At 49.2% G+C, this 25,807-nt stretch carries 25 protein-coding genes and 1 riboswitch; of the genes, 18 read left to right on the top strand and 7 right to left on the bottom strand.

What is annotated here, in order from left to right; translation table 11 throughout:
* Positions 1-95: 95 nt before the first annotated feature.
* Positions 96-1,382 (top strand): ABC transporter substrate-binding protein, encoded by a 1,287-nt coding sequence (locus ABEQ74_RS27795; RefSeq protein WP_430125434.1) that lies wholly within the window; start codon positions 96-98, stop codon positions 1,380-1,382.
* A gap of 92 nt (positions 1,383-1,474) precedes the next feature.
* Here ABEQ74_RS27795 and ABEQ74_RS27800 read toward each other — a convergent pair whose 3' ends face one another.
* Complete coding sequence (locus ABEQ74_RS27800) at positions 1,475-1,681, bottom strand: PLDc N-terminal domain-containing protein (protein WP_430125454.1); 207 nt, start codon at positions 1,679-1,681, stop codon at positions 1,475-1,477.
* Between the two features lie 329 nt (positions 1,682-2,010).
* Here ABEQ74_RS27800 and ABEQ74_RS27805 point away from each other — a divergent pair, with 329 nt between their 5' ends.
* The 3 genes from ABEQ74_RS27805 to ABEQ74_RS27815 all read left to right on the top strand — a co-directional run bounded on the left by ABEQ74_RS27805 (position 2,011) and on the right by ABEQ74_RS27815 (position 6,983).
* Positions 2,011-5,112, top strand: a complete 3,102-nt coding sequence (locus ABEQ74_RS27805) for a DEAD/DEAH box helicase (RefSeq protein WP_430125435.1) — start codon at positions 2,011-2,013, stop codon at positions 5,110-5,112.
* Between the two features lie 93 nt (positions 5,113-5,205).
* Positions 5,206-5,937, top strand: coding sequence for a hypothetical protein (locus tag ABEQ74_RS27810; RefSeq protein WP_430125436.1), 732 nt, complete (start codon positions 5,206-5,208; stop codon positions 5,935-5,937).
* Positions 5,938-6,125: 188 nt separating this feature from the next.
* The gene (locus tag ABEQ74_RS27815) at positions 6,126-6,983 is read left to right on the top strand and encodes a M15 family metallopeptidase (protein WP_430125437.1); all 858 of its coding nucleotides are present in this window, start codon (positions 6,126-6,128) and stop codon (positions 6,981-6,983) included.
* A 177-nt stretch (positions 6,984-7,160) separates the two neighbouring features.
* Here ABEQ74_RS27815 and ABEQ74_RS27820 read toward each other — a convergent pair whose 3' ends face one another.
* Entirely contained in the window at positions 7,161-7,529 is a 369-nt protein-coding gene (locus ABEQ74_RS27820; protein ID WP_430125438.1) for a hypothetical protein, read from the bottom strand.
* Between the two features lie 375 nt (positions 7,530-7,904).
* Here ABEQ74_RS27820 and ABEQ74_RS27825 point away from each other — a divergent pair, with 375 nt between their 5' ends.
* From ABEQ74_RS27825 to ABEQ74_RS27850, 6 genes are all read left to right on the top strand, one after another.
* On the top strand, positions 7,905-8,744 hold the full coding sequence (locus tag ABEQ74_RS27825; RefSeq protein WP_430125439.1) for a zinc ribbon domain-containing protein: 840 nt from the start codon (positions 7,905-7,907) through the stop codon (positions 8,742-8,744).
* Positions 8,745-8,842: 98 nt separating this feature from the next.
* Positions 8,843-9,736: a TrmB family transcriptional regulator gene (locus ABEQ74_RS27830; protein ID WP_430125440.1), complete on the top strand. Its 894-nt coding sequence runs from the start codon at positions 8,843-8,845 to the stop codon at positions 9,734-9,736.
* 217 nt (positions 9,737-9,953) lie between these two features.
* Entirely contained in the window at positions 9,954-10,259 is a 306-nt protein-coding gene (locus ABEQ74_RS27835; protein WP_430125441.1) for a hypothetical protein, read from the top strand.
* 118 nt (positions 10,260-10,377) lie between these two features.
* The gene (locus ABEQ74_RS27840) at positions 10,378-11,475 is read left to right on the top strand and encodes a metallophosphoesterase (protein ID WP_430125442.1); all 1,098 of its coding nucleotides are present in this window, start codon (positions 10,378-10,380) and stop codon (positions 11,473-11,475) included.
* Between the two features lie 356 nt (positions 11,476-11,831).
* Positions 11,832-11,932: riboswitch (purine riboswitch) on the top strand.
* A gap of 138 nt (positions 11,933-12,070) precedes the next feature.
* A complete protein-coding gene (locus tag ABEQ74_RS27845) occupies positions 12,071-12,640 on the top strand; it encodes a xanthine phosphoribosyltransferase (protein ID WP_053490085.1) in 570 nt (189 codons plus the stop codon).
* 39 nt (positions 12,641-12,679) lie between these two features.
* Complete coding sequence (locus ABEQ74_RS27850; protein ID WP_430125443.1) at positions 12,680-14,044, top strand: nucleobase:cation symporter-2 family protein; 1,365 nt, start codon at positions 12,680-12,682, stop codon at positions 14,042-14,044.
* A gap of 67 nt (positions 14,045-14,111) precedes the next feature.
* On the opposite strand, the gene ABEQ74_RS27855 is transcribed toward ABEQ74_RS27850, so the two are convergent.
* The 4 genes from ABEQ74_RS27855 to ABEQ74_RS27870 form a co-directional block, all read right to left on the bottom strand.
* Positions 14,112-14,450, bottom strand: coding sequence for a DUF4870 domain-containing protein (locus tag ABEQ74_RS27855; RefSeq protein WP_053490083.1), 339 nt, complete (start codon positions 14,448-14,450; stop codon positions 14,112-14,114).
* Between the two features lie 97 nt (positions 14,451-14,547).
* The gene (locus ABEQ74_RS27860; protein ID WP_430125444.1) at positions 14,548-16,506 is read right to left on the bottom strand and encodes an electron transport protein; all 1,959 of its coding nucleotides are present in this window, start codon (positions 16,504-16,506) and stop codon (positions 14,548-14,550) included.
* A gap of 64 nt (positions 16,507-16,570) precedes the next feature.
* Complete coding sequence (locus ABEQ74_RS27865) at positions 16,571-16,849, bottom strand: transposase (RefSeq protein ID WP_430125445.1); 279 nt, start codon at positions 16,847-16,849, stop codon at positions 16,571-16,573.
* A gap of 160 nt (positions 16,850-17,009) precedes the next feature.
* Positions 17,010-18,065 carry a serine hydrolase domain-containing protein gene (locus ABEQ74_RS27870; protein WP_430125446.1) on the bottom strand — a complete coding sequence of 352 codons (1,056 nt, stop codon included), beginning with the start codon at positions 18,063-18,065 and terminating at the stop codon, positions 17,010-17,012.
* A gap of 376 nt (positions 18,066-18,441) precedes the next feature.
* On the opposite strand from ABEQ74_RS27870, the gene ABEQ74_RS27875 reads away from it, so the two are divergent.
* From ABEQ74_RS27875 to ABEQ74_RS27910, 8 genes are all read left to right on the top strand, one after another.
* On the top strand, positions 18,442-18,630 hold the full coding sequence (locus ABEQ74_RS27875) for a hypothetical protein (RefSeq protein WP_006208082.1): 189 nt from the start codon (positions 18,442-18,444) through the stop codon (positions 18,628-18,630).
* A 266-nt stretch (positions 18,631-18,896) separates the two neighbouring features.
* On the top strand, positions 18,897-19,646 hold the full coding sequence (map, locus tag ABEQ74_RS27880) for a type I methionyl aminopeptidase (RefSeq protein WP_430125447.1): 750 nt from the start codon (positions 18,897-18,899) through the stop codon (positions 19,644-19,646).
* A gap of 433 nt (positions 19,647-20,079) precedes the next feature.
* Positions 20,080-21,129: a cytochrome c oxidase subunit II gene (gene coxB / locus ABEQ74_RS27885; RefSeq protein ID WP_430125448.1), complete on the top strand. Its 1,050-nt coding sequence runs from the start codon at positions 20,080-20,082 to the stop codon at positions 21,127-21,129.
* A gap of 83 nt (positions 21,130-21,212) precedes the next feature.
* Positions 21,213-23,060, top strand: a complete 1,848-nt coding sequence (gene ctaD, locus ABEQ74_RS27890) for a cytochrome c oxidase subunit I (protein WP_430125455.1) — start codon at positions 21,213-21,215, stop codon at positions 23,058-23,060.
* The gene (locus ABEQ74_RS27895) at positions 23,057-23,677 is read left to right on the top strand and encodes a cytochrome (ubi)quinol oxidase subunit III (RefSeq protein ID WP_430125449.1); all 621 of its coding nucleotides are present in this window, start codon (positions 23,057-23,059) and stop codon (positions 23,675-23,677) included. Before ctaD ends, ABEQ74_RS27895 begins: the two co-directional genes overlap by 4 nt.
* A 3-nt stretch (positions 23,678-23,680) precedes the next feature.
* Positions 23,681-24,004: a cytochrome C oxidase subunit IV family protein gene (locus ABEQ74_RS27900; RefSeq protein ID WP_430125450.1), complete on the top strand. Its 324-nt coding sequence runs from the start codon at positions 23,681-23,683 to the stop codon at positions 24,002-24,004.
* Between the two features lie 100 nt (positions 24,005-24,104).
* A complete protein-coding gene (gene ctaG / locus ABEQ74_RS27905) occupies positions 24,105-25,013 on the top strand; it encodes a cytochrome c oxidase assembly factor CtaG (RefSeq protein WP_430125451.1) in 909 nt (302 codons plus the stop codon).
* Between the two features lie 24 nt (positions 25,014-25,037).
* The gene (locus ABEQ74_RS27910) at positions 25,038-25,502 is read left to right on the top strand and encodes a DUF420 domain-containing protein (protein ID WP_430125452.1); all 465 of its coding nucleotides are present in this window, start codon (positions 25,038-25,040) and stop codon (positions 25,500-25,502) included.
* A gap of 62 nt (positions 25,503-25,564) precedes the next feature.
* Here ABEQ74_RS27910 and ABEQ74_RS27915 read toward each other — a convergent pair.
* A partial coding sequence (locus ABEQ74_RS27915; protein ID WP_430125453.1) for a hypothetical protein occupies positions 25,565-25,807 on the bottom strand: 243 nt, incomplete at its 5' end.

The following is a 25,807-nucleotide window of genomic DNA, read 5'->3' on the forward strand; positions in this document are numbered from 1 at the left end:
TATTACCTGATCTAACGGAAAAAGGTTATTTATACTGAAAACGCTAACAGCAAAATGCAGCACATAGGGTTAAAGAAAAAAAGGGAGGTTTCATCATGAAAAGATACGGTAAGCTGTTCCTGGTTATGGTATTGGCTTTCTCTACATTGCTTGCAGCCTGCGGCGGCAAGAATGAGAATGAAGGCGCTGAGGGCGGTGCCGAGGGCGGCACGAAAACGATCAAGATTTTTCAATTTAAAGTCGAGATCGCTGAAGCTCTGAATAAAATGAAAGCGGAGTACGAAAAAGAACATCCAGGCATCAAGCTGGATATTCAGACTGTAGGCGGCGGCTCCGACTATGGTGCGGCACTGAAAGCAAAGTTCGCTTCCGGTGATGAGCCCGACATTTTCAACGTCGGCGGATATCGTGACTTGGAAACTTGGTTCGAGAACGTTGAGGATCTTTCGGATCAACCATGGGTGAAGGACGTTGTTGATGTTGCTAAAGAACCTATGACGAAAGACGGTAAGCTGTATGGACAACCGATGACCATCGAAGGATATGGCTTCATTTATAACAAAGACTTGTTTGAGAAAGCGGGAATTACCGAGCTTCCTAAGACGATCTCCGAGCTTGAAGCAGCAGCCAAAAAGCTGCAAGATGCAGGCATTACGCCATTCGTGAACGGATACCAGGAAACATGGATTTTGGCTAACCACTTGCTGAATATTCCATTTGCTCATCAAGAAGATCCGGATGGATTCGTCAAAGGATTGAATGAGGGAACACAGAACCTGGTAGGAAACGCAAAATTCGACGAATGGATGCGACTGTTCGACCTGACCGTTCAATACGGACAGAAGAACCCGCTGACAACAGATTACAACACGGAAATCACGACCTTTGCTAGTGGTGAAGCAGCCATGACCCAGAACGGGAACTGGACGCAAGTACAAATCGACGGCATTAACCCGGACCTGAACATTGGCCTTCTGCCAATGCCGATCAATGACAATCCGGATGAGAACGACAAGCTTCCGATCGGTGTTCCGAACAACTGGGTTGTGAATAACAAATCCAAAATGAAAGATGAAGCCAAGGAATTCTTGAACTGGCTCGTAACCTCGGAAACCGGTAAACGCTACATTACGGAAGAGTTCAAATTCATACCAGCGCTGACTAGCATCGAAGCGAACAGTGAGACGCTTGGCGACCTGGGGAATGATGTTGTGAAATACAGTAAGGAGAACAAAGCGCTTAGTTGGGAGTTCAATAAATTCCCTGACGGTGGCATGAACGAATTCGGCAGCCAGATGCAAGGTTATGTGGCTGGCAATGTGGATAAGAACCAATTGTTTGAAGGTATTCAGAAGTCATGGCAAAGCCTGAAAGCGAAGTAATGACGTAAAGGGAATGGCGCCTCTAAAATGAGCCATGTACGATAAAAAGACGGTGCAGAACAAAATCTGCCCCGTCTTTTTTATGGTTATCATTAATCGTAATTTCGAACCAGTAGATAAACAATCAACCCTACGACAGGGAAGAACAGCAGACCCAAAACAACCAGGATTGAAAATTCGGGGCTCCGCCCTTTTCGCCGGGCGTCATTATATCCCCATACGCAGACGGCAATGTGAAGGAAAAAGAAGAAAAAGCCCAGCAATAAAGCAATGATTCCGAATAAACCAAAACTAACCATCATACCGATAAAACCTCCCGAGCCAATAATTGTATATCATCTACATACGGGTGATCGCAGGAAGGGTTGCGTTAAATTGCCCTATTTTCCCTCTTTTTAACAAGGCGTGGCAGAACCCTGCATAAGATTAAGGGGTTATTACTACCCTATGGATATAGGAAAAGTTTTGGAATACATAGATCACATCACGACCGTAAATACATGGTATGATAGAGAGTGACGTTATTTTTGGTATGGAGTGAAAAACTCCTGGTGTGGTTTTGAAATTACGAAGTGATCGTATAAGATAATAATAATATCTATAAAGCAGTAAAAGACGGGAGACAACGATGAATCAACCGCTCTATGGTGTATGGTTAGGAGACGTATTCTTTTGTTTTTCCGGTGAAGTTTCAGAGCCTAAAGTGGACGCATGGAGCCGCGTAGTCCGTGCATTTCGTATGCCGGATGGAACCCGTCCCTTCACGAATGCTTCCCTTCGGCTAGCTGAACTCAGATATCCGGCCAAAACGCTAGGTTCCACAAGCAACCGACGGCCGGAACGGAAGACGCTTGGTGGCCGGACGATGGAAGGGCTTGCGATTACACCGGGGGATGCTTTTCAATGGCTGATTTCAATGGATGCCGAGTATTACCGGTCACAAGGACTGGCAGTCGGTGAAGAAATAGAATTTTGGGTACTAGCGAGCAGATTTGCCTTGGAGCTGCTCTTGCAAGGAAAGTTTGCCCCGGGGACGGCGGAGGTGCCCTCCGTCGGAAGGCGCCGGACCGCGATGCAGACCATAAAGGCGGTTTGGAAACCGCAGCTGTCTGCCGAGGATACGGATCGCTTCATGCAGCTTGCAGCGAACATTCCACCGATCGCGATTGGAACGCCGGCAGCTCTGGCTGGAAGCGATCCGACTACCCGTGAAGAAGCTGGGGCTATTGTGCTTTATTCCTTCTTGTGTGCGGTCATCGACAGCCAGGCCCGGGAGGTTGTCCGGGAAACGGAAGATAAGCTGCGTACATATTTGGCGAATTACCGGCGAGGACACTCCCCATTGGCCGAACTGTGGTGGAATAGCTTGCTGACGGCCAGTCGGGATATCCCTGTGCAAGGGACGACAGAGGAAGTCGGCGAGCTGGAGGAAGCAGTGGAACACGTCGGCGGGACCGAGTTTCCCTATGTCAGCGTGGAGGACCAGCCTCCGGGCGAAGGAACGCTTGGTCTAGGTCTGCGCCTGGAACCGCCGCTGGAGGACAACCGGACAGACTGGAAGGTGTCCTTCTGGGTAAGAAGCCAGGAGGATGAAGGATTATTGATGTCCGCGCGGAGCATATGGGGGAATCAAGGTACTGATCAGATGATTCGCGGACGGATGTATTCTGGCGTCCAGCTGCAGCTGTTAATGAAGCTGGGAGAAGCGGCAATGTTAGCGCCGGAGCTGGCTGAAGGATTGCATGGACGCGCTCCTGAAGGCGTAACCCTGACGCTTGAGCGCTTGTCAACGTTTATGAAGGAGTCGATACCGAAATTAACGGCAAACGGTATTGCGGTTCAAATGCCGTCCCGCTGGAGCAAGGAAGGGCGTCGCCGTGTCGGCTTATCCCTCAAGATGATGCAGGATGCAAGATCGCCTGGTGAATCACATCCGCTGCCTGTGCTAGGCATGGAGCATCTGGTCAATTTTCAAATATCCGCTGCGATGGGCGGTCAAACCTTGTCGCGTGAGGAGTTGAAGTATCTGGCCGAGCAGAATCTGCCCTATGTCCAGTTCCGGGGAGAGTGGGTGGAGGTGGATCTTAAAGAGATCAACCAGGTGCTGCGCTTTATGAAGCGCCATGAGAAGGGAGAAATGGAGCTAGCCGAGTGGATGCATCTTAGCGCCGAAATGGACGGGGAACGTATGTGGAAGGGCCTCTTCATCGAAGAAGTGGAGACAACAGGACTATTGTCTTCCTTACTCGAGGGTGAGAAGGAGCGCCAGCTGCCGTCCCGTCCGATTCCATCCACACTGCATGGAGAGCTGCGTCCATATCAGGAGCGAGGTTATCAGTGGCTCAGCATGATGCGCGAGCTGGGATTTGGTGTATGCCTTGCCGATGATATGGGGCTTGGAAAAACGGTGCAGGTCATCACCACTCTGCTTGAGCGGATCCGTTCTGGATCTGCAGGTAGTCCGGTGCTGATTATTTGCCCGACATCTCTGCTGGGCAACTGGCAGCGTGAGCTTCAGCGGTTCGCTCCTGATCTCACGCTGCATGTGCATCATGGTGTTCGCCGCCTGCGTGGAGAAGATTTCCTGCAAGAGGCAGCCGACCATGATATCGTACTGACTACGTATCATCTTGCGGGTAGAGATGGCAGCGATTTATCTGCCATCCATTGGTCAAGTGTGGTGCTTGATGAAGCACAGTATATTAAAAATTATCGGACCAAGCAGGCGCAGAGCGTCATGAAATTGTCTGCGCCTCACCGGATTGCCATGACCGGAACGCCAGTGGAGAACCGTCTGGCAGAGCTGTGGTCGATATTTCATTTTCTCAATCCGGGATATCTCGGATCCTTTCATTCCTTCCGCCAGCGTTATGCACCTGGAGAGGGACAGCAGGAGCGACTCCGGGAGCTTCATAAACTGGTATCCCCCTTCATGCTGCGCAGGCTGAAGAGTGATCCGGATATTCGCAAGGATTTGCCTGAGAAGCTGGAGTTAAAATCGTATTGTCCTCTGTCCGAGGTTCAGGGTGCGATGTATCAAGCAGTTGTTGATGAGATGATGGGACAGATCGAGAGCCAGACGGGTATGGCCCGTAAAGGTCTTGTGCTGTCTTCCCTCACCAAGCTGAAGCAGATCTGCGATCATCCACAGCTGCTCAGACGTGATGAAGGACGTCCATTACGTCCGGACTCTTCGGGCAAGATGGAGCGCATGCTTGAAATTCTTGACAGTATCGCTGATGTTGAAGAATCCGCCCTCATCTTTACACAGTATGTAGGGATGGGAGAACTGCTGGTAAGCATGCTTGAACGAAAATACGGGAAGCAGCCGTATTTCCTTCATGGCGGAGTGCCAAAACGCGAACGGGATGAAATGGTACGGAAATTCCAGTCTGGCGAGGGAACAGAATTCTTCGTTTTGTCGTTGAAGGCTGGAGGCGTAGGGCTGAATTTGACTCGTGCGAATCATGTGCTCCACTATGATCGCTGGTGGAACCCGGCAGTCGAGAATCAGGCGACAGATCGTGTATTCCGTATTGGACAGCACCGTAATGTTCAGGTTCACAAGCTGATCTCACAAGGTACGCTGGAGGAACGCATCGATGAACTGATCGAACAGAAGAAGGCCTTGTCCGAGCAGGTCGTGGGTGCAGGTGAAACGTGGCTGACGGAAATGTCAGACGGTGAGCTGCGTCAGCTGATTGAGCTGCAGGAACAAGAATGGATGTAAGCTCGTGGATTATTATATAGAGGATAGAGATTTCGAAGAAGTCTCTTGGAATATGGAACGGGATTGGAATTGGATTGTAAGGAGGGATGGGCCATGGAATCTGCTGGATCGGCAGAAGGGATTGGACTGGAAATATCACCTGGGCAGTTAAAGGCTAAAGTAAATGGAGGCAAGGAATCATCGGAACCTCATGAAACTAGTGTTCAGGTGGATATGTTAAATCCTGCAGACCGCGAGAAGGTGCTGGCTTATCTTGAGGAAGACCCGCTGGCGTTATATCGTTTGCTTGCAGGCCAAGATGCCGCCTGGCTGGATGAACTGGCGCCATTGTCCCTGGAGGGCAGCGAGACCGCCGGGGCCTCTTGCTCCTGCGGCCAAGCGGCCTGCGGGCAGGCAGCAGCCTTGCTGGCTGCGGCAGCCCGGCAGCTTGAGGCAGAGCCGCTTCAGCGGCTGACGCTGCTGGGGCTGCCGCGGGAAGCACTGCTGGCCAGCATCTTCGACGCCTGGGCCAAAGCAGCCCCTCCGGCAGCGGGCGGCTCTGCCGCAGAGCTGGCCACCCGCGCGAAGGAGAAGGGGCCATCCGGCCCTTCTCCAGGCGAATGGGTGGCCGAAGCGGCCGCTGAAGGCCGGCTGCACCGGCCCGGCCCTCAGCTTGGCGAGCTGGAGGTGCAGCTGTCACCGCCGCCTCCGGCAGATCAGCTTGGCCCAGCCGGTGACTGGACAAGCTTGCTGCCTGGGGTGCGCGGCGTTTCGAAAGCGCTAGGTTTGGTTGCCCGCGGCGCGGCCAAGCAAGCTGAGCAGAAGCGCCGCAGTCTGAAGCTTTAGCTCAGGAGTTGCGATATAGCAATGTACTTCATTCGCTAAAAACTGCCGCGTATCATGGAGCATGCTGTCGTATGCCTAAATTAGATCAAGGATATTCGTCATGAGTCGCCAGTCCCCGGTTTGTCCTGTCGTTTGCGAATAAGGTACAATGAAGACAGGACAAACCGTGGGAAAGGAAGAGGCAGAGGATGAATGCATTTTCGAGAAGAGGAGCACGATTTACAAGCGCAATGCTGTCGTCGCTGCTGTTAACAGGGGTTATTCTGGCAGGCTGCCAATCGAATGATACCGGATCCGGCAAGGCAGAGGGACAGCAGCTGCAGTCACCGGCCGAAGGCCAGGAAGGGAACACGCTGCCTGAAGGCAGTCCGGAGGAGCAGCAGGCAGACCCGGTTATGGCGAAGCGCAGCGAGAGTGCGCTTCAGGCCACCATCCAGGAGAGCGGCGGTAAGCAGGTCGTAACCAATGCGGAGGCCATGACGGTTATTGTGAATAAGCAGCGGAGCTTACCGGATGGTTATGAGCCGAAGGATCTGGTAGAACCGAATGTTCCATTTTCTTTTGATGAGCCGCATGAAAAACGGCATTTGCGAAAAGAAGCGGCAGATGCGCTCGAGGAATTGTTTGGCGCAGCCAAAGCGGAGGGCATAGAGCTTCGCGCCGTGTCGGGATATCGTTCATATGCACGTCAAAAGTCTATATATGAGAATAATGTCCGCACTAAAGGGGAAGCCGAGGCAAACCGTGTAAGTGCTGTACCAGGGACAAGCGAGCATCAGACAGGTCTGACAATTGATGTCTCCAGCCCAAGCGCTGGCAATGCGCTGGAGCAGACGTTCGGGCAGACGGAGGAAGGTCAGTGGCTGGCTCGCCGGGCACCGGATTTTGGCTTTGTCATTCGTTATCCTGAAGGAGCCGAGAATATTACCGGTTATATTTACGAGCCGTGGCATATCCGGTATGTAGGCAAGGATCTGGCCCCTGATATTGCCGACAGCGGGTTAACGCTGGAGGAGTATTTTGATGAGGATAATATTAAGTTGTAGGCTGTGCAAATAGTCGTGGGATAAACGGGACTTTTTATCCTTGCAGCCCGGCTTTTGAATCTATACAGTAGAACAGGACCTAATGCAAGGCTAGGCCGGGTGATGTTCTTGTTATACGAATGAATCCCGGAGCATGCGCTCCGGGATTCATTCGTATTGGATGGACAGACTTTCGCGTTATTTGTTCAGAGGTGAGTCCTCGTAACCCGGATCGTCATATCCGGTATCTTTTAACTTGTTGATAATGTTCATGTCCTCTATGGTTTTGCGGGTGCGCTCATCCCCATGGTCATGGAGAAAGCGGTAGAGGTTAATGGTGCGCTCATCATACTCGTCAGCAGCATCATCATGGTCCGCTGATTTATAAGGAACGAAGGTGCGTTTAAACGCATATCGATCACTGCTGCTAACCTCATAGAGCAGCCCTCTCAGCTTTGAGACCTCTTCATCATCCATAGATACGACATATTCATTTGTATCATTGGGTACGTCTTGGATCAGGTTGTGGTTGACTGAAACATAATACGTCTTTTTATGGTTGGTCATCGTAAATCCCCTCCAGACTTTTCGCAGTGGCAAGCTGCACTTAAATAGGCGGCTTGCAGGCCGGCATGATCCGATATGGTATTGTGCATTTTTCTAATCATTTACACGTTCGGGACCCGGCTGAATCAGGGAACGTAATTGGAAGGGGCTGCCTTTTCCCATGGGATAAGGAATTTGGTATGATAGAATCACCATGGCCACAGTATACTGAATATGGGGTTCATGTCACTGGCCCATGAATTTGCCTTGACTGGTAAAAGAAACAGGGATAGACAGTTTATGGCTTGCTACAAATCGTTTATAACTTAATGAGAGATATAACTAGCTGCCGGCAGCGCCCGGTGAATCGGATATGAGAAAGAGGAGGATTCCTGTATGAATATTTTGCAAAAACTTAAAGATGGAGCTAACCGTGCAACAGAAAAGGCTCAGCATGTGGTGGAAGTGAATAAACTTAATAGCCAGATCGCCGAAATCGAACAGCAGAAGAACTCGTATTATCTGCAGATGGGTAAAGCGTTCTACGAAGGCTATCGCCAGCAGGACATGAGAGATGCAGAGAAAGAAATGGTCGAGCTCGCCCAAACCTGTGACGGATTGCAGGATCAAATTGAGTCTATTCGTAACCGTATTGCTGTGCTCAAAAATGAACGTATCTGTGAATGCGGACGGGTCGTTGCGTTGGATGCAAATTTCTGTCCTTATTGCGGAAACAAGCTTTCTAATCTGATGGATCCGGAAGAAGGAATCTCAGAAGAGCCAAAAGTGCAGGAACGCAGAGGCATATTCGACCAACATGAATATGCAGCGGCTGAAGAAGAATTACCGGAGAAGGATGAAGAGCTGAGCTATGATTACCGTGCAAATCCGGATTCGTATGAGTCGGATGCATTTGAATCCGATCCATATGAGCCTGAGCCGGAACGACAGCACGAGGAAGATGATCTGTCTGAGCCGGTCATCGATCCGGAACAGCTGCGTTTGGAGAAAGAAGAGCAGGAGAGGGAGCTTCGTCGCTGGGAAGAACTCGAGCGAGAGCGGGAGCGACAATTGGAGCTGGACCGCCGCATTCGTTTTTGGCAGGAAAATAACCAAAGTCAGGATTATGTCGGCGATGATGAAGCAACCCGGGATACGGTAAAGTGCCAAATTTGCAGTGTCGATTTGCCAAAAGGCTCGAAATGGTGTCCGCGCTGCGGAGCGGAACAGATCTAAGTTATAGAAATTCGGACGAACATGCCTTTGCGCACTGATTAAAAAGACAGTATGAATGAGAGAGCAAGCGTTCGAGCATCTGTGGGGGGACTATTATTATGGAACAATTGCTGCATCATTTACGCAATTTGGGATTTACGGAGATCGAGTCGAAGATTATGGTGGATTTGGCGGAGCATGGGCCGGCAGGTGGATACGAGGTAGCTAAACGTTTGGGTGCTTCACGCTCCAATGTTTATGCAGCCATGCAGCGTTTGGAGCGGCAGGGGGCACTTGAACGGATGGAAGGAGAGCCTGTCCGCTATCGTTCGTTGAAACCTGAGGAGCTGACGCGGATGATATCCGGACGCGTGGAGGCGTCTCTCGCTTTTGTGGAGAAGAGTCTCCCGCGGGGCAGCGGTACGGCGGCTCCTTTTCTTAGCATGGAGGGAGATCAGGCGGTACTTGATGTACTCGTCCGGGAATTGAAGCGAGCCCAGCAGGAGATCGTGGTTGATGTCTGGCGTGAAGAGGCGGCGCTTCTGCGTGAACCGCTGGCTGAGGCAGAAGCCAGAGGAGTGAAAGTGCTGTGGGCATGTGACGGTCCGGATCAGGGACTTTCGAGAACGCTGGCATGGTCTGGCTGGAAAGGACTTGCGGAGCGTAGGGGAGGCGGTCGGAAATTCTCCTTTGTGGTTGATCGTGAGTGGTGCATACTTGGGATGCGCGGCGGAGAATATGATACAGGAGCGGTCATCACTGAGCATCCGGTATTGGCAGAACTGCTGCTCCATCATTTTACCCAGGAGATGGTATTGTTCCAGCTTGAACAGGATATGGGAGAGCAGCTGGAGGAACGTTACGGAGAGCATTTCGGCTTGATTCAGAGCCAATATTTTAATGCAGAAATGGACACCGAGGATTTAGATGAGCTTCGTGCGGAAGCAGATTCCCTTCAACGAAATGCAGACAATGTTGAAGCAGAGGGAGAAGACGACCGGGATACGGCTTAGGACAGGTTTTATGTATGAGGAACGCCCCGCAGAAGTGAGTTTTGTCACAGCCAGGCATCATATTCACCTATATACTGATATAGTATAGAGACGCCGGGATGTATCTTGGCGTTTATTTGCCTAAGGGTCGGCTTCAAGTCGGTACGAGGGGTTAAGACGGCAGATGTCCATGAATTCCGCGGTCTTAATGACAACGAAGAGAAGGAGATGAGTGAGCATGGAATGCATCGTTCATTTTACGGTCGGTCACAAGGAAGGACCTAAGAAGCTTCGGGGATTGATTTTTGTTGACAAGGGAAAGAGTCCCACAGGCCAGCAGCTGCTTGATATGTTTCATGATATGGAGTACAAGATTGTTCCTGACCCGAATGATGAGCTCCTCTTCAAACCGGAGAACCCGGGAGAAAGCTATACTTATATACGTGTGAATGAATTGGATATGGGGCAGGAGCGTTATACGGAGGACCGTAATCTTAAATCGCTGCTGAATGAGCTGCTGCCTAAACAGCGCACGGGTCTGTAACAGCTCGCCAAGATCGCCAAAGATCCAAACAAGGATGATTTTAAGCGCTCCCCCTTCCGATAATTGCTGGGATTTGCAAAATCCGCTTGCTATAATGGTTGTACGGAAGGGGATGGCGATGTTTATTATTGCAGGAATCGTGGCACTTTTGATATATGGTTTGCTTGTTTATTATATTGGCCGAAGTGTATGGAGCTGGTGGGGGCCCGAGTCGTCCACAACCCTTAAATGGGTATACATAGTCGTATTGGCCGTGGTATCGACATCGTTCATATCAGGACGGTTTTTCGGTAATTTGACCGTGCTGCATATCATAGGCTCGTATTGGATGGCAATTTTCTATGTGCTGATCATCCTCCTCCCATTGATGCACATCGTGTTATGGCTGCTGAGCATGACGGCATTGCGAAGTGATGGGCTGAAGAAGACGGCGGTATCTGTTGTGCTTGTGCTGATGGTGCTTGTGCTCGGTTTTGGTACATATAACGCGTATAGTCCAACCGTTCGCGCTTACGATATCCAGGTGGACAAGGATGCCGGTAATATGAAGAAGCTGAATATCGTCATGGCGTCTGATATGCATTTCGGCGTCCTGTCAGGCAAGGCGCATGCTAAGCGTATGGTGAAGGAGATCAACAGGTTGAAGCCTGATCTGGTGTTGTTTCCAGGCGACATTATTGATGATGATCTGGATGCTTATTTAAGACAGGGCATTGATCGGATTTTGACCGGTATTCAGGCACCCTATGGTGTATATGCCTCGCTTGGCAATCATGACCGATTCAAAGGCGAGATATCAGAACTGATCGCGGCTCTTGAGGACAGCGGCATGACCGTGCTGTATGATGAGAAAACGACGGTAGAAGGATTGACGCTTGTTGGCAGACGGGACAAACAGGACCGGAACCGGGCCGATCTGTCCACGATCATGGAGGGCACGGATTTATCCAAACCGGTCTTTCTACTCGATCATCAACCGAATGCACTGGACGAAGCCCAGCAGCAGGGCGTTGATCTTGTTGTTTCGGGTCATACGCACCGCGGACAGGTATTTCCGGCTCACTTGATTACGAAGGTCATGTTTGAGAATGATTGGGGTTACTTGCAAAAAGGCCGGACGCACTCCATAGTGTCCTCGGGCTACGGATTCTGGGGACCGCCGATTCGGCTGGGATCCCGCTCCGAGATCGTGCAGATTCAGGTTACATTTCAATAGATGAAATTGTTGGATGGGGCCACCGATGAGGTGGCTTTTTTTCTGGCTTGACTGCTAGGATACATATGATTGGAATAAAGTGGACTTTATTGTCTGATTCGGTAGTAGTAAGCGCTAGCTGGATATTAGAAAGTTCCATATCAGCTCGTTATAGTGAGTGGGCATGCACCCGATCTATCGGTGATCCCCTGGAATGGATGAATGCGATTGTACCTACAATCCTGCCCCATTGTGACATTTGGGACAATTTTATAATAAATTGACCACTGGTTTGCTATTTCCGTAAATTTTCACTTTATTTTTTCATAGAGAATGTGTATACTTCATTCATTCGGATATTATGTGTATTCTTAAATCTTGGTTACTAGACATCTTCTCGTATAGGTGCAGGAATGGGCCTGCATGTTTCTACCCGATCACCGGAAATGATTGGACTACGGGTTATAGCAGCAGCGGACAAGCCTGGTCGTATGGCCGAAGGCTGTCGGCGCTTTTGTTGCTTATGCCCACTTGATCCTTTCCCGGAGATTTACGAGGAAGGAGAAAGTGGGCTTTTTGGCTTGCAACAAGGACATCAAACTTAAGGGGGAGCATCATGCAATTACTGCAGAACAAAGTGAAAGAGGAAGGTATTGTATTAAGCGGACAGGTGCTGAAAGTGGATTCGTTTCTGAACCACCAGATGGATCCGGTATTGATGAAAGAGGTTGGAAAGGAATTTACACGGTTATTCAAGGAATCGAACGTGACTCGTGTATTGACTATTGAATCCTCCGGCATCGCGCCTGGTATTATGACTGCGCTTGAGATGGAAGTGCCTCTGATCTTTGCACGGAAGCAGAAATCGCTGACACTCCGTGAGGATATATTTGTGGAGAAGGTATACTCCTTCACGAAGCAGGAAACGAACGAAATTACGGTAGCGAAAAAGTTTATCAAGCCGGGCGATAAAGTGCTGATCGTAGATGATTTCCTTGCTAACGGCGAAGCGGCATTCGGTCTTGCGCGGATCGTAGAGCAGGCGGGGGCAGAAGTGGTGGGCATTGGCATCGTCATCGAAAAAGCTTTCCAGCCAGGAGGACGGCTCTTGGCCGAAGCGGGCTATCGGGTGGAATCGCTCGTTCGCATTGCATCACTTGATGACGGCGTAGTGACATTCGCTTAGGACGGTAATACAACAATACGCGGGAGGAATTAAGAAGCCATGGACGAACAGAAACAGGCGGTGCAAGAACCGATTTTTGATAAAAATCGGAGCGCAGGTAAAACCTTCTCACTTGGTTTGCAGCATGTATTGGCTATGTATGCAGGGGCCATCATCGTACCGCTTATCGTTGGCGGACAACTCGGCCTGACTACGGAACAGCTGACTTATCTCATTGCCATCGACCTGCTTGCTTGCGGGGTCGCTACCTTGCTGCAGGTATTCGGCAACAAGTACTTCGGTATCGGTCTTCCGGTTATGCTTGGATGTGCGTTCCAGGCCGTGGGCCCGATGATTATTATTGGGCAGCAGCACGGAATGTCAGCTATTTACGGAGCGATTATCGCCTCGGGTTTATTCGTTATTCTGTTCTCGGGTCTATTCGGTAAGCTGATTAAAGTATTCCCGCCAGTTGTTACCGGCTCTGTTGTTACTATTATCGGATTGACACTGATTCCTGTGGCTTTGACCGATCTTGGGGGCGGAGCGGGTGCAGGTGAGGAGTTCGGCAGTGTACTCAATCTTTGCCTGGGCTTCGGTGTTCTGATCTTCATTATTATTATGAATCGTTTTGCAAAAGGCTTCTGGCGTTCTATATCCGTTCTGCTTGGCCTCATCATCGGTACGATCGCAGCCGCATTCTTCGGCGGGTTGGATTTGACGCCACTGCGCGAGGCTGGATGGTTCCGTGCTCCCCAGCCATTCTACTTTGGGACGCCGGAATTCAAGATTATGCCAATCGTGACGATGATTCTGGTGGCGATAGTCAGTGTTGCCGAATCGACAGGGGTATTTATGGCGCTTGGAAAAATTGTTGATCGTGACATTTCGTCTAAGGATCTGTCCCGAGGCTACCGTGCTGAAGGAATTGCCATTGTTGTCGGAGGGATCTTTAACTCATTCCCTTACACTACGTACTCTCAGAATGTTGGATTAATTCAGATGAGCCGCGTGAAGACACGGGATGTTATCGTTGTAGCAGGCAGCTTGTTGATTCTGATCGGATTTGTTCCGAAGATCGCGGCCTTGACCCAGCTTGTACCATCCTCTGTTCTTGGCGGAGCCATGGTTGCTCTGTTCGGGATGGTGGTATCATCAGGTATTCGGATGTTAGGGGATCAAGTGGACTTGAATCGCCATGAGAATCTGTTCATCATCGCTTGTTCTGTCGGTATGGGTCTCGGTGTAACGACGGTGCCCGATCTCTTCGCCAATTTGCCGGACAGTATCCGCATCCTTGCCGATAACGGCATTGTGGCGGGCAGCTTGACAGCCATTGTGCTGAACCTGATCTTTAACGGTTTGAGATATACGAGCCCGACACGTACCGAGCATGGAGAGACGGCAGAGGGGCATGCAGCTTAATAAAAGCATCAAAAAAAGCAGCTGGATAATTTCAGCTGCTTTTTTGTTTTTACCATATCCCGCAGATTTAGATGCGCTGCATTTGTTTCTCCGCGACATTGCCGATCCAGGGGAGCTTGAACCATTTGCCCTGAATAGCATTAGCCATAAGCACCAGCCACATCAGCACGCCGACCAGTGCTAGCAGGGCGGAGGCTAAAAGGCCGATAATGGGCACAGCGCTCGACAGTAGATGGGCAACCGCAAGAATGCCGAAGGCCAGTAAGGATTGAAGAGCATGGAATATGACGTAACGGCTTCTCTTTTCTAATGAAAGAAACAGAATCCCTCCGACCATGGGAAATAGATAGCACAGCGTTGCGGCCAGATTCTCGGGAAGTCCTGTGGACGATTTGAAAGGGGACATTTCATCAACTCCTTGTCTTAGGACCATTCTGGATAGGTCAAGCTCTTATACCTTACCTTATGATCCGACTGGACAAAGTATGATGAAGTCCGAAAACTTATTTCATTTTCAATTGGAGCAAGTACTTTACGAGAGCATCCTGCTGCTCTTGCGTGAAGCCGCTGCCCTCGTCCACCCAATATGAGTGTCCCTGACCCGTCACATGCGTGTCCCGAAGCCGGGCATCCTTGCGGTTCGCCTCGATAACTTGCGATCTTAGCTTACGGTCGATCATAGCTTTTAGACTGTTGTAGGGATCTGGTTGTATCCCTTTCATAAGCGTTTCGGTTACACCCACCTGGGAGAGCTCAGGGCCGACAGCAACCCCGCCGTCGTGCAAATAAGGTGCGGACCAGCGAAGACCGAACAGCCCTTTGACTTTATAACCGCCCCCTGATTGTTTATGACCGAAGCCCAGCGTGATCTGATCCGGATCGATATCATCCATCGGGACTTCAACCGTCTTTGCATCTGGCGGCAAGGGGACGGGGGTATCAGGCGGGTAGAATTCAGTTTTGCCAAAAGCATTCTCCGTCCGACTGAAGGCTGCAGCTCTTGCCGGTTCGGTGCCAATTTCCGCAGCCCGCATAATGCGATTGTTCGTAAAAAAATCACCTGCATGACATGTGATGCACTGTGCTTTTCTGAACACGGCTGCTCCGAGTTTGATGGTCTTCGGATCCGAGGCTTCCGCAGGATCGGTTTCAGGCGGACGCACGGTATTCTGATAGGCTGACATGGCGTTCACTTGTTCGCCGGCTTTAAATCCAGGCGAGCTGATATACAGCCCATTCGGTGCAATGGCCGAAACCTTCGGATAGTTGGGGATTTTGATAACCTCGTTCACGCCGGGTGTACCGGGATTTGGGTCCAGCCGATTGAAGAATTCCGTTGGTTTAAGTCCGCTGCTTGGATCATAGCGAAACTTGGAGTTGGCAGCATTTTGTAGGATCGTGCCCACATAGATTTCTTTATCGATTCCCCATAAACGCTCACTAACCTCAGTTTGGCTCAGTGTATCCGTGTTCTGAGCGTGCACATTGTTGCTGAACGTGCTGAGACCCTTGAAGGGACCTGCGAGGGCGAAGCCGCTCCAGCTGTAAGGGTGGCCGCCTTTTGTAAACATGTCGGGGATTTGGGTTACATCGCTGATAAGGTCAACGGTGGTATCAAAATTACCTGGCGCCCATTTGACCAGGTTGTCATCAACGGCCTTCTCCAGTTGCATGGGATCAGGAAGCGCCTCGGCTTTACCCTTGGAATTCATCACGGTACGTTTCTCGTTCTTGATATAATCGACCAGGCTCGCCACGTCCGTATGTGTGAAATATGCTGCGCTGTTCGGCGCCAGCGCCAGCATTAAACCCATGTTCAGATCGGAATTGGGGGCGCCTTCCACGACCTTTCCCGTTTCACGGTTCACGGTGGCGTGACAGGCCATACAGCTGACACCGATACGCGTTTTGCCTTGAGCATACTTAACCGTAAGGCCAATGGGGAAATAGGCTCCCTTTGCAACATCAAAGCCGGTGTCGATTTTATCCCCCTTGCGGAAGAATAAGCCGCCAACCGTCACATCTTGGTCAAGCTCTACACGCAGATTGGTCGTTGCTTCTCCCTTCAACTCAGCGATTGCCTTTACCACATTTTTTAGCTTCATCGGCCCGTCAGCAATTCCTAAAATATCGGTTAGGAATACCTCGTTGCCAAAGGTCTCCTCATAAAGTGTTCGTCGTCCTAGGGCCAGCAGCTCTTTAGTCACTTCAACTGCGCCATTAGCCGCTAATCTTGGATCTTGATCCTGAAGAGCAGCACCGGGAACCGTTAGCGTCTTGCCCCAGACATCATATTTTCGGATGAAAGCCGCTTCATGGACTTTCGTCTGCTTCGTATTCTCCAGTTTATGTTCGGGCGGTATATAGGCGTACTCCGGCTCTGCAATATAAGCTGCCACCCAGATGATAACTCCTATAGAAATGAGAATCAGCAGCGGCAGTAGTCGCTTCAGTTTTGGCATATCATTTCACCCTTTATATAAGCAGGACTATTGAATCATCTCTTCACTGCCAATAAACGGGGACTTAATCTACGTGCACATCATGACGAAGTGGAGATTCGGCATTTACTTGTTTATCGGGGCCTTTCTCCTTTGGTACCAGTCGTTCGTCTGTTCTGCCCTGATGATGGTTCTCAAAATCATACTCAGCCAGCCGCCACTCGGTTGAGCCCTTTTGCGGGTCAAAAGGGAAATCCTCGCCCCGCTTCAAATATTCTTCACGACCCCATTCATTCGTATAGGTTCCATCAACTTCAACCACTTCTCTAGAAATGGGATGAAGATCTTTATCTTTTCCGGCCATGCTCGCATGCTCCTCTCAAATTGGTTTTAGAAATGATTCATATCGCATAAAGTAACCAGAAAGAGGAGGTACTATCCAACTGAAATTTACATGGTATCCAGATGGATAAGCTTTACCCGAAAACCGGAATTATCGGATAGGGAAGGCAAGTCCGGGTCTGTCAGTCTTGTATTGGCGAAGCTGCTGCTGATTTGGATGACTGAGGTGGATCATTGAGAATATAACGTTCCAGCAGAATTCTCGGGTTCTTCCAGCGGCTAACCTTGCTGTCCGCCGTAAATACGGCGACCATATCCAGCTCAGGGAAAAGGTAGATCTGCTGTCCACCATGCCCGTGTGCGAGCGCATAAGGAGTGCCGCTGTGTATGCCGGTCCACCATTGGAATCCATAATCGCCAAAGGCGGGATATCCTTGGACTTGAGGCGTCAACGCTTGTTTGAGCCAAGCTTTCGGAATAAGCGAAGTACCTTGCCATACGCCTCCATTCAGACAGCATAGACCGAATTTGGCCATATCCCGGGAGGTGAGGTGAAGACCAATATGCCCCATACTGTGCCCCTCAGGACTCGGTGTCCAGGCAGCATGATGGATACCGAGCGGCTCGAACAAATGCTTCCTGGCAAAAGCATAGGCGTCCAAGCCGGTGGACTCGCTAAGTACCACGGAGAGCAGATGAGAATCGATGCTGCGATATTGAAAATTCCCCATATCCTGTTCTATGATGGGGAGAGAGAGTGCGAAGCGCGTCCATTTCTGATTGCGATGAAAGCGGTGAATCAGCGGTTCTCCAAGCTTCTTGCCAGTTTGCCAAGCGAATCCGGAAGTCATGGTCAGCAGATGGAACAAGGTAACCTTGCTTAATAGGGGATGTGCGCTCAGGGGAATATATGCCTTGAGGATATCCTTCACAGAGGAATTCAGCTCAGGCAGTTCATCGCGTGAGTGGGCAATGCCGCATAATACGGATGTAAAGCTCTTGGTTGCCGATCTTAGATCATGAAGTGAGGAGACGCTGTAGCCTCCGTAATAACGTTCATATATCAGTTTACCGGCGTGAAGCAGAAGAAAACTGCGCATTTTCGGATATCGCTTCTGGATAATCAAGTCGATCTGATCCAGAGCCTCACGCCGAAGTCCTGTATCCTCAGGGCTTGCCAGTGGTATGGGGGAATTTAATGTGACAGGGGAATGCAGGATAGACTGTGTATTCACCATGATATAAAGCCTCCTTGGATCTCAGAATCTTGGAGCATTATTCATTGGCCGCCTTCAGTTGTTTGAAGCCGCAGGCATAGCCGCTTAACAGTATCTTAACCAATATTAGAGTTCGCAGATAAAGTAAACCTAAGCAGGGTATTAAAACAATTTTTGGGAAAGATGAAACAAATAGATCAATATGATATAATATAATAATGATTCAGTTGCATGCTGTTAGGGTATGTATAGTGTCAGGTGCATTGGTAAGTTGCTGAATATCAACCTAATCATCACCAATAGAACTGCAATATGGCTTCAACTTAATAAGGTAGATCTTTTCGGCATTCTCTTTAAACGGAGTATTATATTCCATACGTTTTAGGAGGGATCCATCATGGCAACGAAAGGTCACAATGAGGTTAAGGAAAGTCTGCGGGAAATGACACGAATTTTCCGGCCTAAAGATCCGAAAAAATTTGTAAAGGAGTACGTCCGGAAGTATCATATTATGGGAGGCTATGAAGAAGAGCTTACTCTTGTTGTTGAGCATGAACTTGGCAAGCTGAATTCCTCCGTTTCGTAACCTGTAACAGCACCTGATCCATAGAAATATCTTAAGCACGCATCTTCACCTTGTTAATAACTAACGATGTGAATCATACAGCGTTTATGGATAAACCGCTTTTGGGACAAAGTTCCCAAAGGCGGTTTTTTTGCGCTTTTGGAAGCCCGAGTCTGCAGCTACTTCTTGACTTGCGAGAAAAGTCGGTTTTGCCAAGGCGATTTTGTCTTCCTCCCAACATATATTGTAGCAATCGATCCGTTAAGGATATAAGGGAGTGGGCAGATGTGAGGACACCGCTTAGAAGCAAGGAGGATATCAAGCGTATCCGTGAATCGGGACGTATCTTGGCTGCATGTCACCGCGAGATTGCACAGGTTTTGAAACCGGGAATTACAACATATGAGATTGATGCCATCGTCGAGAGGTTCTTGGAAAAGAACGGAGCCTACCCGGAGCAAAAGGGATACAAAGGGTTTCCCTATGCGACTTGCGCCTCGGTAAATGAGGTAGTGTGCCATGGATTTCCTAATAAGCGCCCGCTTGAAGCTGGGGATGTGGTTACCATCGATATGGTGGTGAACAAGGATGGATGGCTCGCTGACTCAGGCTGGACATATGCGATAGATCAGGTGTCCGCAGATGTGCGGAAGCTTATGGAACACACGCACGAAGCGCTGTTCAAAGGGATTGAGGCAGCTCAGCCAGGCGCTACTCTGGGTGATGTAGGTCATGCAATAGAGCAGGTTGCTAACAGGGAAGGCTATGGAATTGTAAAGCCGCTTGTCGGCCACGGTATTGGCCGTGCCTTGCACGAGCCGCCTGATGTTCCGAACTATGGAATTCCCGGGCGAGGGCTTAGGTTAAAGGAAGGTATGGTCATCACCATTGAACCAGTGTTTACTTTAGGCCGTTCAGGTGCAGTGTTCTGGGAGGATGACGGCTGGACCATTTCGAGTGCGGATGGATCGGTTGGCGTGCAATATGAGCATACTATCGCTATTACACGGGAAGGCCCTATGATATTGACGGAATAAATTCTTTCCATTGAAAAGGTGGAGGCATTCTATGCAGGACTGGTGTCAGGCTTGTCTGGGAGGCCTCCGGCTTTAACATTTATTTACCAGCGAGTGGAGAAATGGCGGTATATAGATTCAAAAAGGCGGAAATGACTGTATATATAGGCTATGGGACTGTTGTTCCAGGGTTGCATGGAATGTCGAATGATAGGTTGCAGAATGAAAGAAAGGCTTTGAAAGCGATTGCAAAATCAGTAATAGCGCGACTTTGACGACTTTTCGAACAATTTGTGAACTCCCTGTGAATGATTGACAAAAGTTACCCATGAACTTATATTTAATAGGTGATTGCTTTAATTGACAGGATTACTTCATCCGTGATTGTGCAGGTAGATTACCGCTGTTTGCGCCGGATGGTAGTCTACGAAAATCGGAAAAGTGGGGTAGATCAATGATGAAACGGTGGCAGGCTGTAAAGCGTCTTCTTCCTTTGATGGCCATGTTTGCTTTGGTGTTATCCGGCTGCGGCCGAGAGGATTTGTCGGTCTTAAGACCACAAGGTCCGGTAGCACAAGGTCAACTGGATTTAATTAAGCTCTCCATTTCGGTCATGCTTGTCGTAATGGTAGTGGTTTTTGGGATTGCCACGTACGTGCTTATTAAATTCCGTCGAAAAAAGGGACAAGATGAAATTCCTGAGCAAGTAGAAGGTAACCATAAGCTTGAGATTATCTGGACAGCGATTCCGTTGCTCTTGGTACTCGTGCTTGCAATTCCAACGATTCAGAAGGTATTTGCGTACGGTGAGAACGACTGGAACAACCCGGAGGCTGTTAAGGTAGAGGTTACGTCTCATCAGTTCTGGTGGGAATTCAATTATCCGGACTACGGTGTGAAAACCGCCCAGGAGTTGGTAGTTCCTGTAGGTAAGAAAATTGCGTTCCAATTGAAAACAAATGATGTGCTTCACTCTTTCTGGGTACCATCGCTCGGAGGTAAGATGGATACAAACACAGAAGGCAGCGTCAACTACATGACACTGGTTGCTGACAAAGCGGATACATACATTGGTAAATGCGCAGAGTTGTGCGGTCCTTCCCACGGTTTCATGGAATTCCGGGTGAAAGCGGTTGACGATGCGGCATTTGATAAGTGGGTTGCAGCGTTTAGTGAACCTGCTGTGCTTCCTGCGGATACAGCACTCGCTGAGAAATTCAAGACCAACTGTCTTTCTTGCCATGCTGTAGGCGATCAAGGCGGGGCAATGGGCCCTAACCTGACAGGTATTGGATCGCGTGAGACTATTGCGAGTATCTTGCTGAACGACATAAGCGGCAAACCAGGCACGAAGCCGACGAAAGATAACCTGGTGGAATGGTTGATGGAGCCACAGGCCGTTAAACCTGGCAACACGATGCCTAATCCTAAGGATCTCGGCTTCAGTGACGAAGAAATCGAGCAAATTGCCGATTACTTGGCCAATTATAAGTTGGATTATTAATACAGCAAGAACTTTAAAAGGGGGTACAAACCTTGGCTCACGCTCATGCACACAGCCATAGCGCCAAACGCTACACGGGTTTAATGGATTGGCTGACAACCGTTGACCACAAGAAAATCGGTATATTATACCTGATAGCGGGCGGCTTCTTTTTCGGGATTGGCGGTATTGAAGCGATTCTGATTCGCTTGCAGCTGATTAAACCGATGAACGATTTGGTGTCGGCGCAGGTATTTAATGAATTGATTACGATGCACGGAACGACGATGATCTTTCTGGGTGTTATGCCCGTTATCTTCGCTATCATGAACGCGGTTATCCCGCTTCAGATCGGTGCGCGGGACGTCGCGTTTCCATTTTTGAACTCACTTGGATTTTGGACGTTTTTGTTCGGTGGACTTTTGCTTAACCTTAGCTGGATTATGGGCGGCGCGCCTGATGCGGGCTGGACTTCCTATACGCCGTTATCTACCACTGATTACTCGTCCACACACGGTGTAGACTTCTATACCATAGGACTTCAGATTGCCGGTCTCGGTACGTTGATCGGTGGTATTAACTTCCTGGCAACCATCATTACGATGCGTGCACCTGGAATGTCCTTTATGAGAATGCCGATGTTTACATGGACGGCGTTCATTACTTCGGCAATGATTCTGTTTGCTTTCCCTGCCATTACGGTGGGTCTTGTATTGCTTAGCTTTGACCGTTTGCTCGGAGCGAACTTCTTCGATGTTGCGGCGGGCGGTAGCCCTGTATTGTGGCAGCATATTTTCTGGATTTTCGGTCACCCTGAAGTATACATTCTGATCTTGCCAGCGTTCGGTATTATTTCAGAAGTCATTCCGACCTTCTCACGTAAGCGATTGTTCGGATACAGCTCCATGGTGTTCGCTACTATCCTGATTGCCTTCCTGGGCTTCATGGTATGGGCTCACCATATGTTCACAACAGGTCTGGGACCTGTGGCGAATGCGCTTTTTGCTATCGCTACGATGTTGATTGCGGTACCTACAGGTATCAAAATCTTTAACTGGCTCTTTACGATGTGGGGCGGTCAAATCCGTTTCACGAGTTCAAATCTGTTTGCGATCGGTTTCGTACCTACATTCGTAATGGGCGGCGTAACAGGGGTTATGCTGGGAGCTGCTCCGGCAGACTATCAGTTCCATGATACGTACTTTGTTGTAGCTCACTTCCACTACGTCATCGTCGGTGGTCTTGTTTTCGGTCTATTTGCAGGTCTCCATTACTGGTGGCCAAAAATGTTCGGCCGGATGCTTAATGAAACACTTGGTAAATGGACGTTCTGGTTGTTCGCAATCGGCTTCCATATGACATTCTTTGTACAGCACTTCCTTGGACTGCTTGGTATGCAGCGGCGGATTGTCTCATACTTGCCGCACCAAAATTTTGATGAACTCAACTTCATCAGTACGATTGGTTCGATCTTGATGGGAATTGGGGTACTGGCTTTCTTGGTCAACGTTGTTATTACGGCAAGAAAACCGGTTGGTGCTCCAGATGATCCGTGGGAAGATGGCCGTACGCTCGAGTGGAGTATTCCTTCTCCACCGCCAGAGTATAACTTTAAGCAAATCCCGCTCGTTCGCGGTCTTGATGCTTTCTGGAAAGAGAAAATGGCAGGTAATAAAGAGATGACTCCAGCCGAACCGCTCGGTCCAATCCATATGCCTTCGCCAAGCATCCTTCCGTTTGTTATGTCATTGGGTTTGTTTATCGGTGGACTTGGTTTCATGTTTAGCACGGAGGATTTCTCGAATTCGTTCATGAGCTTAATCTTCAATAAATATATTGTTCTGATTGTTGGTCTTCTGATTACGTTCGGTGCAATGATTGCACGTTCCGTGCATGATGATCCTGGTTATCACATCGAAGTCGAAGAACTTGAAGGGGAGGGGAAAGCATGAGTCACGCTGAACATGTAAACGGCGAACTTCCTCACGAGCCGGAGAAGGCAACTCTCGAAGGCCGTAATAAGATTCTTGGCTTCTGGCTCTTCCTTGGTGGAGAAGCCGTACTCTTCGGTACGTTATTTGCAACATTCCTGGCGCTTCGTGGTCAGAATAACGAAGGTCCTACTGCTTCGGAGTTGTTCTCACTACCAATTACAGCAGCGGCAACGCTGATTTTGCTTGTAAGTTCTTTGACGAGTGTGTTCGCCATTCAGGCGCTCCACCGTCACAATATCGAGAAGCTGAAGTTGTGGCTGATCGTTACAGTTGTTTTGGGTCTTGGCTTCCTAGGCCTAGAAATTTATGAATTCTATGAATATGTTGCGCATGAATCGTTTAACATGAAGACGAGTGCATTCTCGTCAGCTTTCTATACGCTGGTTGGGTTCCACGGAGCTCACGTTGCATTCGGTGTCGTATGGATCAGCTTGTTGATTGCTCAGCTGTTCAGAAAAGGGTTAACCGTAGTTACAGCACCAAAGGTATATGTTTCTGCCATGTACTGGCACTTTATCGACGTTGTATGGGTGTTCATCTTCTCGGTCGTATACCTTCTTGGAAAGGTGGGCTAAGGAATGACTGCGAATCAACAATCGAATGAGGGACCTACAGTTAAACACCGCCATCGTGTGGAAGGTCCTGAGAAACACATTATTGTATTTATTTTCTCCATTGTGCTGACTGCGATTGCTTTTGCAGCCGTAGCAGCCGGTGGAATCAACACGGCATTTACGATCATTATTTTGCTCGTTATGGCTGTGTTGCAGGTGTTCGTGCAAATGGGTTACTGGATGCACTTGAAAGACAAGGGGCATATGATGCCAATCCTATTCATGATTGGTGGCTTCTTCGTAGCAAGTACCTGTATTGTCATGGCGCTGTTTTGGGTTTGGTGGTAAAATGAAAAAGAGGTGGGCTACTTCAGCCCCCTCTTTTTTTAAATCGTAGGCTGGTGTCACAATATCGTCAGAATTTAACCCGTTAAGGGGAGGTTTTTGCATGCTGGGCTTAGAATATTTTAGTTTTGCAGCTAAATGGACTCCTTTGTTTATGGCCTTTATGCTGCTTGTAACGGCAGGCTACTTCCTGGTGATTGGACCGCTTAGCAATCGCTTTGAAGGGAGTGCACCAGTGTCCTTCGGACGGAAGACACTGTTTGTGAGCGGCATGTTTATGTTCTATCTCGCACAGGGCGGTCCCATTAATCTGTTAGGGCATACCATGTTTTCATTTCATATGGTTAGTATGGCCCTATCTTATTTAGTGGCTGTACCACTTCTGATATTGGGAATTCCTGTTTGGCTGTGGCGCGCCTTTGATAAGGTGAACCCGTTTAAGAAACTTGCATTTCTGGCACGCCCGATTGTAGCCGCGGTTGTGTTTAATGGTTTGTTTTCTTTTTACCATTTTCCCGTTATTCACGATTTCGTCATGTTGCATTTCTGGGTGCATCGACTGTATTTTCTGATACTGTTTATTGCCTCATTGCTGATGTGGTGGGCCATTATTCAGCCAATACCGGAGAAGGATAAGACTACGGGGCTGATCAAAATGGCATATATTTTTCTCAATATGGTACTGCTCACACCGGCTTGTGCGCTCATTATTTTCTCCAGTGAGCCGATGTACGCTACCTATAGTGATCCCGCGATATGGGCCAAGGCGATGGGATATTGTGTACCGGGCGATACTTCCTTTTTGCTTACCCAGTTTGGTGGTCCTGAGTATTTTGGTTACCTGGAACCTGTAATCGATCAGCGGGTAGGCGGGATCATCATGAAGTTTTTCCAAGAGATTATTTTTGCCTCGATGCTCGCCTATGTGTTCTTTCATTGGTACAAACGAGAAAATCAGGAAGACGATCCTTTGCCAAGCGAGATTCCTCCAGGCAATCTCAATCAGGCGTAACAGGATTATTGAAGGGGGATCCATATGGATTGGTTTTTTATATTTCCCACGATCAGTACAACATTTATCGTGATCAGCGCCGTGCTGGTAGCGATCGGCTGGGGACTTATTATTAAGGGAAAGCGTGAGGCTCATAAGAAAGTTATGATCTGGGCGGCCGTGGCTGCCGTTATCTTCTTTGTCATCTATTCTTCGCGCACCGTATTTATCGGCAACACTTCATGGGGTGGCCCAGATAATTTGCAACCGTATTATCAGGTATTCCTGGTCTTTCACATTGTGCTGGCTACCGTAGCAGCTGTTTTTGGGATCACGACACTGGTCCTTGGTTTCAAGGAGAAGTATTCCAAGCACCGTAAATGGGGCAGAGTTACGTCGATTATCTGGTTCTTTACGGCCATAACCGGCGTAGCCGTATATACCTTGCTATACCTGTTATATCCGGGCGGGCATACACAGCCTGTATGGAAAGTAATATTTGGTATGTAATTATGCGTGGGAGAACACCCGTCAGAGGAATCTGGCGGGTGTTTTTTATTTTTGAGGGCGGCTTATTCAAGAGCAAAGTGAGTAGTTGTAGGGGGAGTGTAACCGTTCCGGTCGCTGTTGAAACCAGGAAACTGGGATGAGACAAGTAGGATGTTTCCCGGTTTCAAAGGCGAACGCCAGGTCTCCTCCACGGCTACACTCCCCTGGTGCAGGGAAGCTTTTGAATGAGCCGCAGCAAGGATGGGACACCCGCCAGGAAACCTCTGGCGGGTGTTTAGGGTGTGAGGGAAGTGTGCGGGAAGAGT

It is taken from the genome of Paenibacillus solani (assembly GCF_050475945.1).
Taxonomy (GTDB): Bacteria; Bacillota; Bacilli; order Paenibacillales; family Paenibacillaceae; genus Paenibacillus_AQ; species Paenibacillus_AQ solani_A.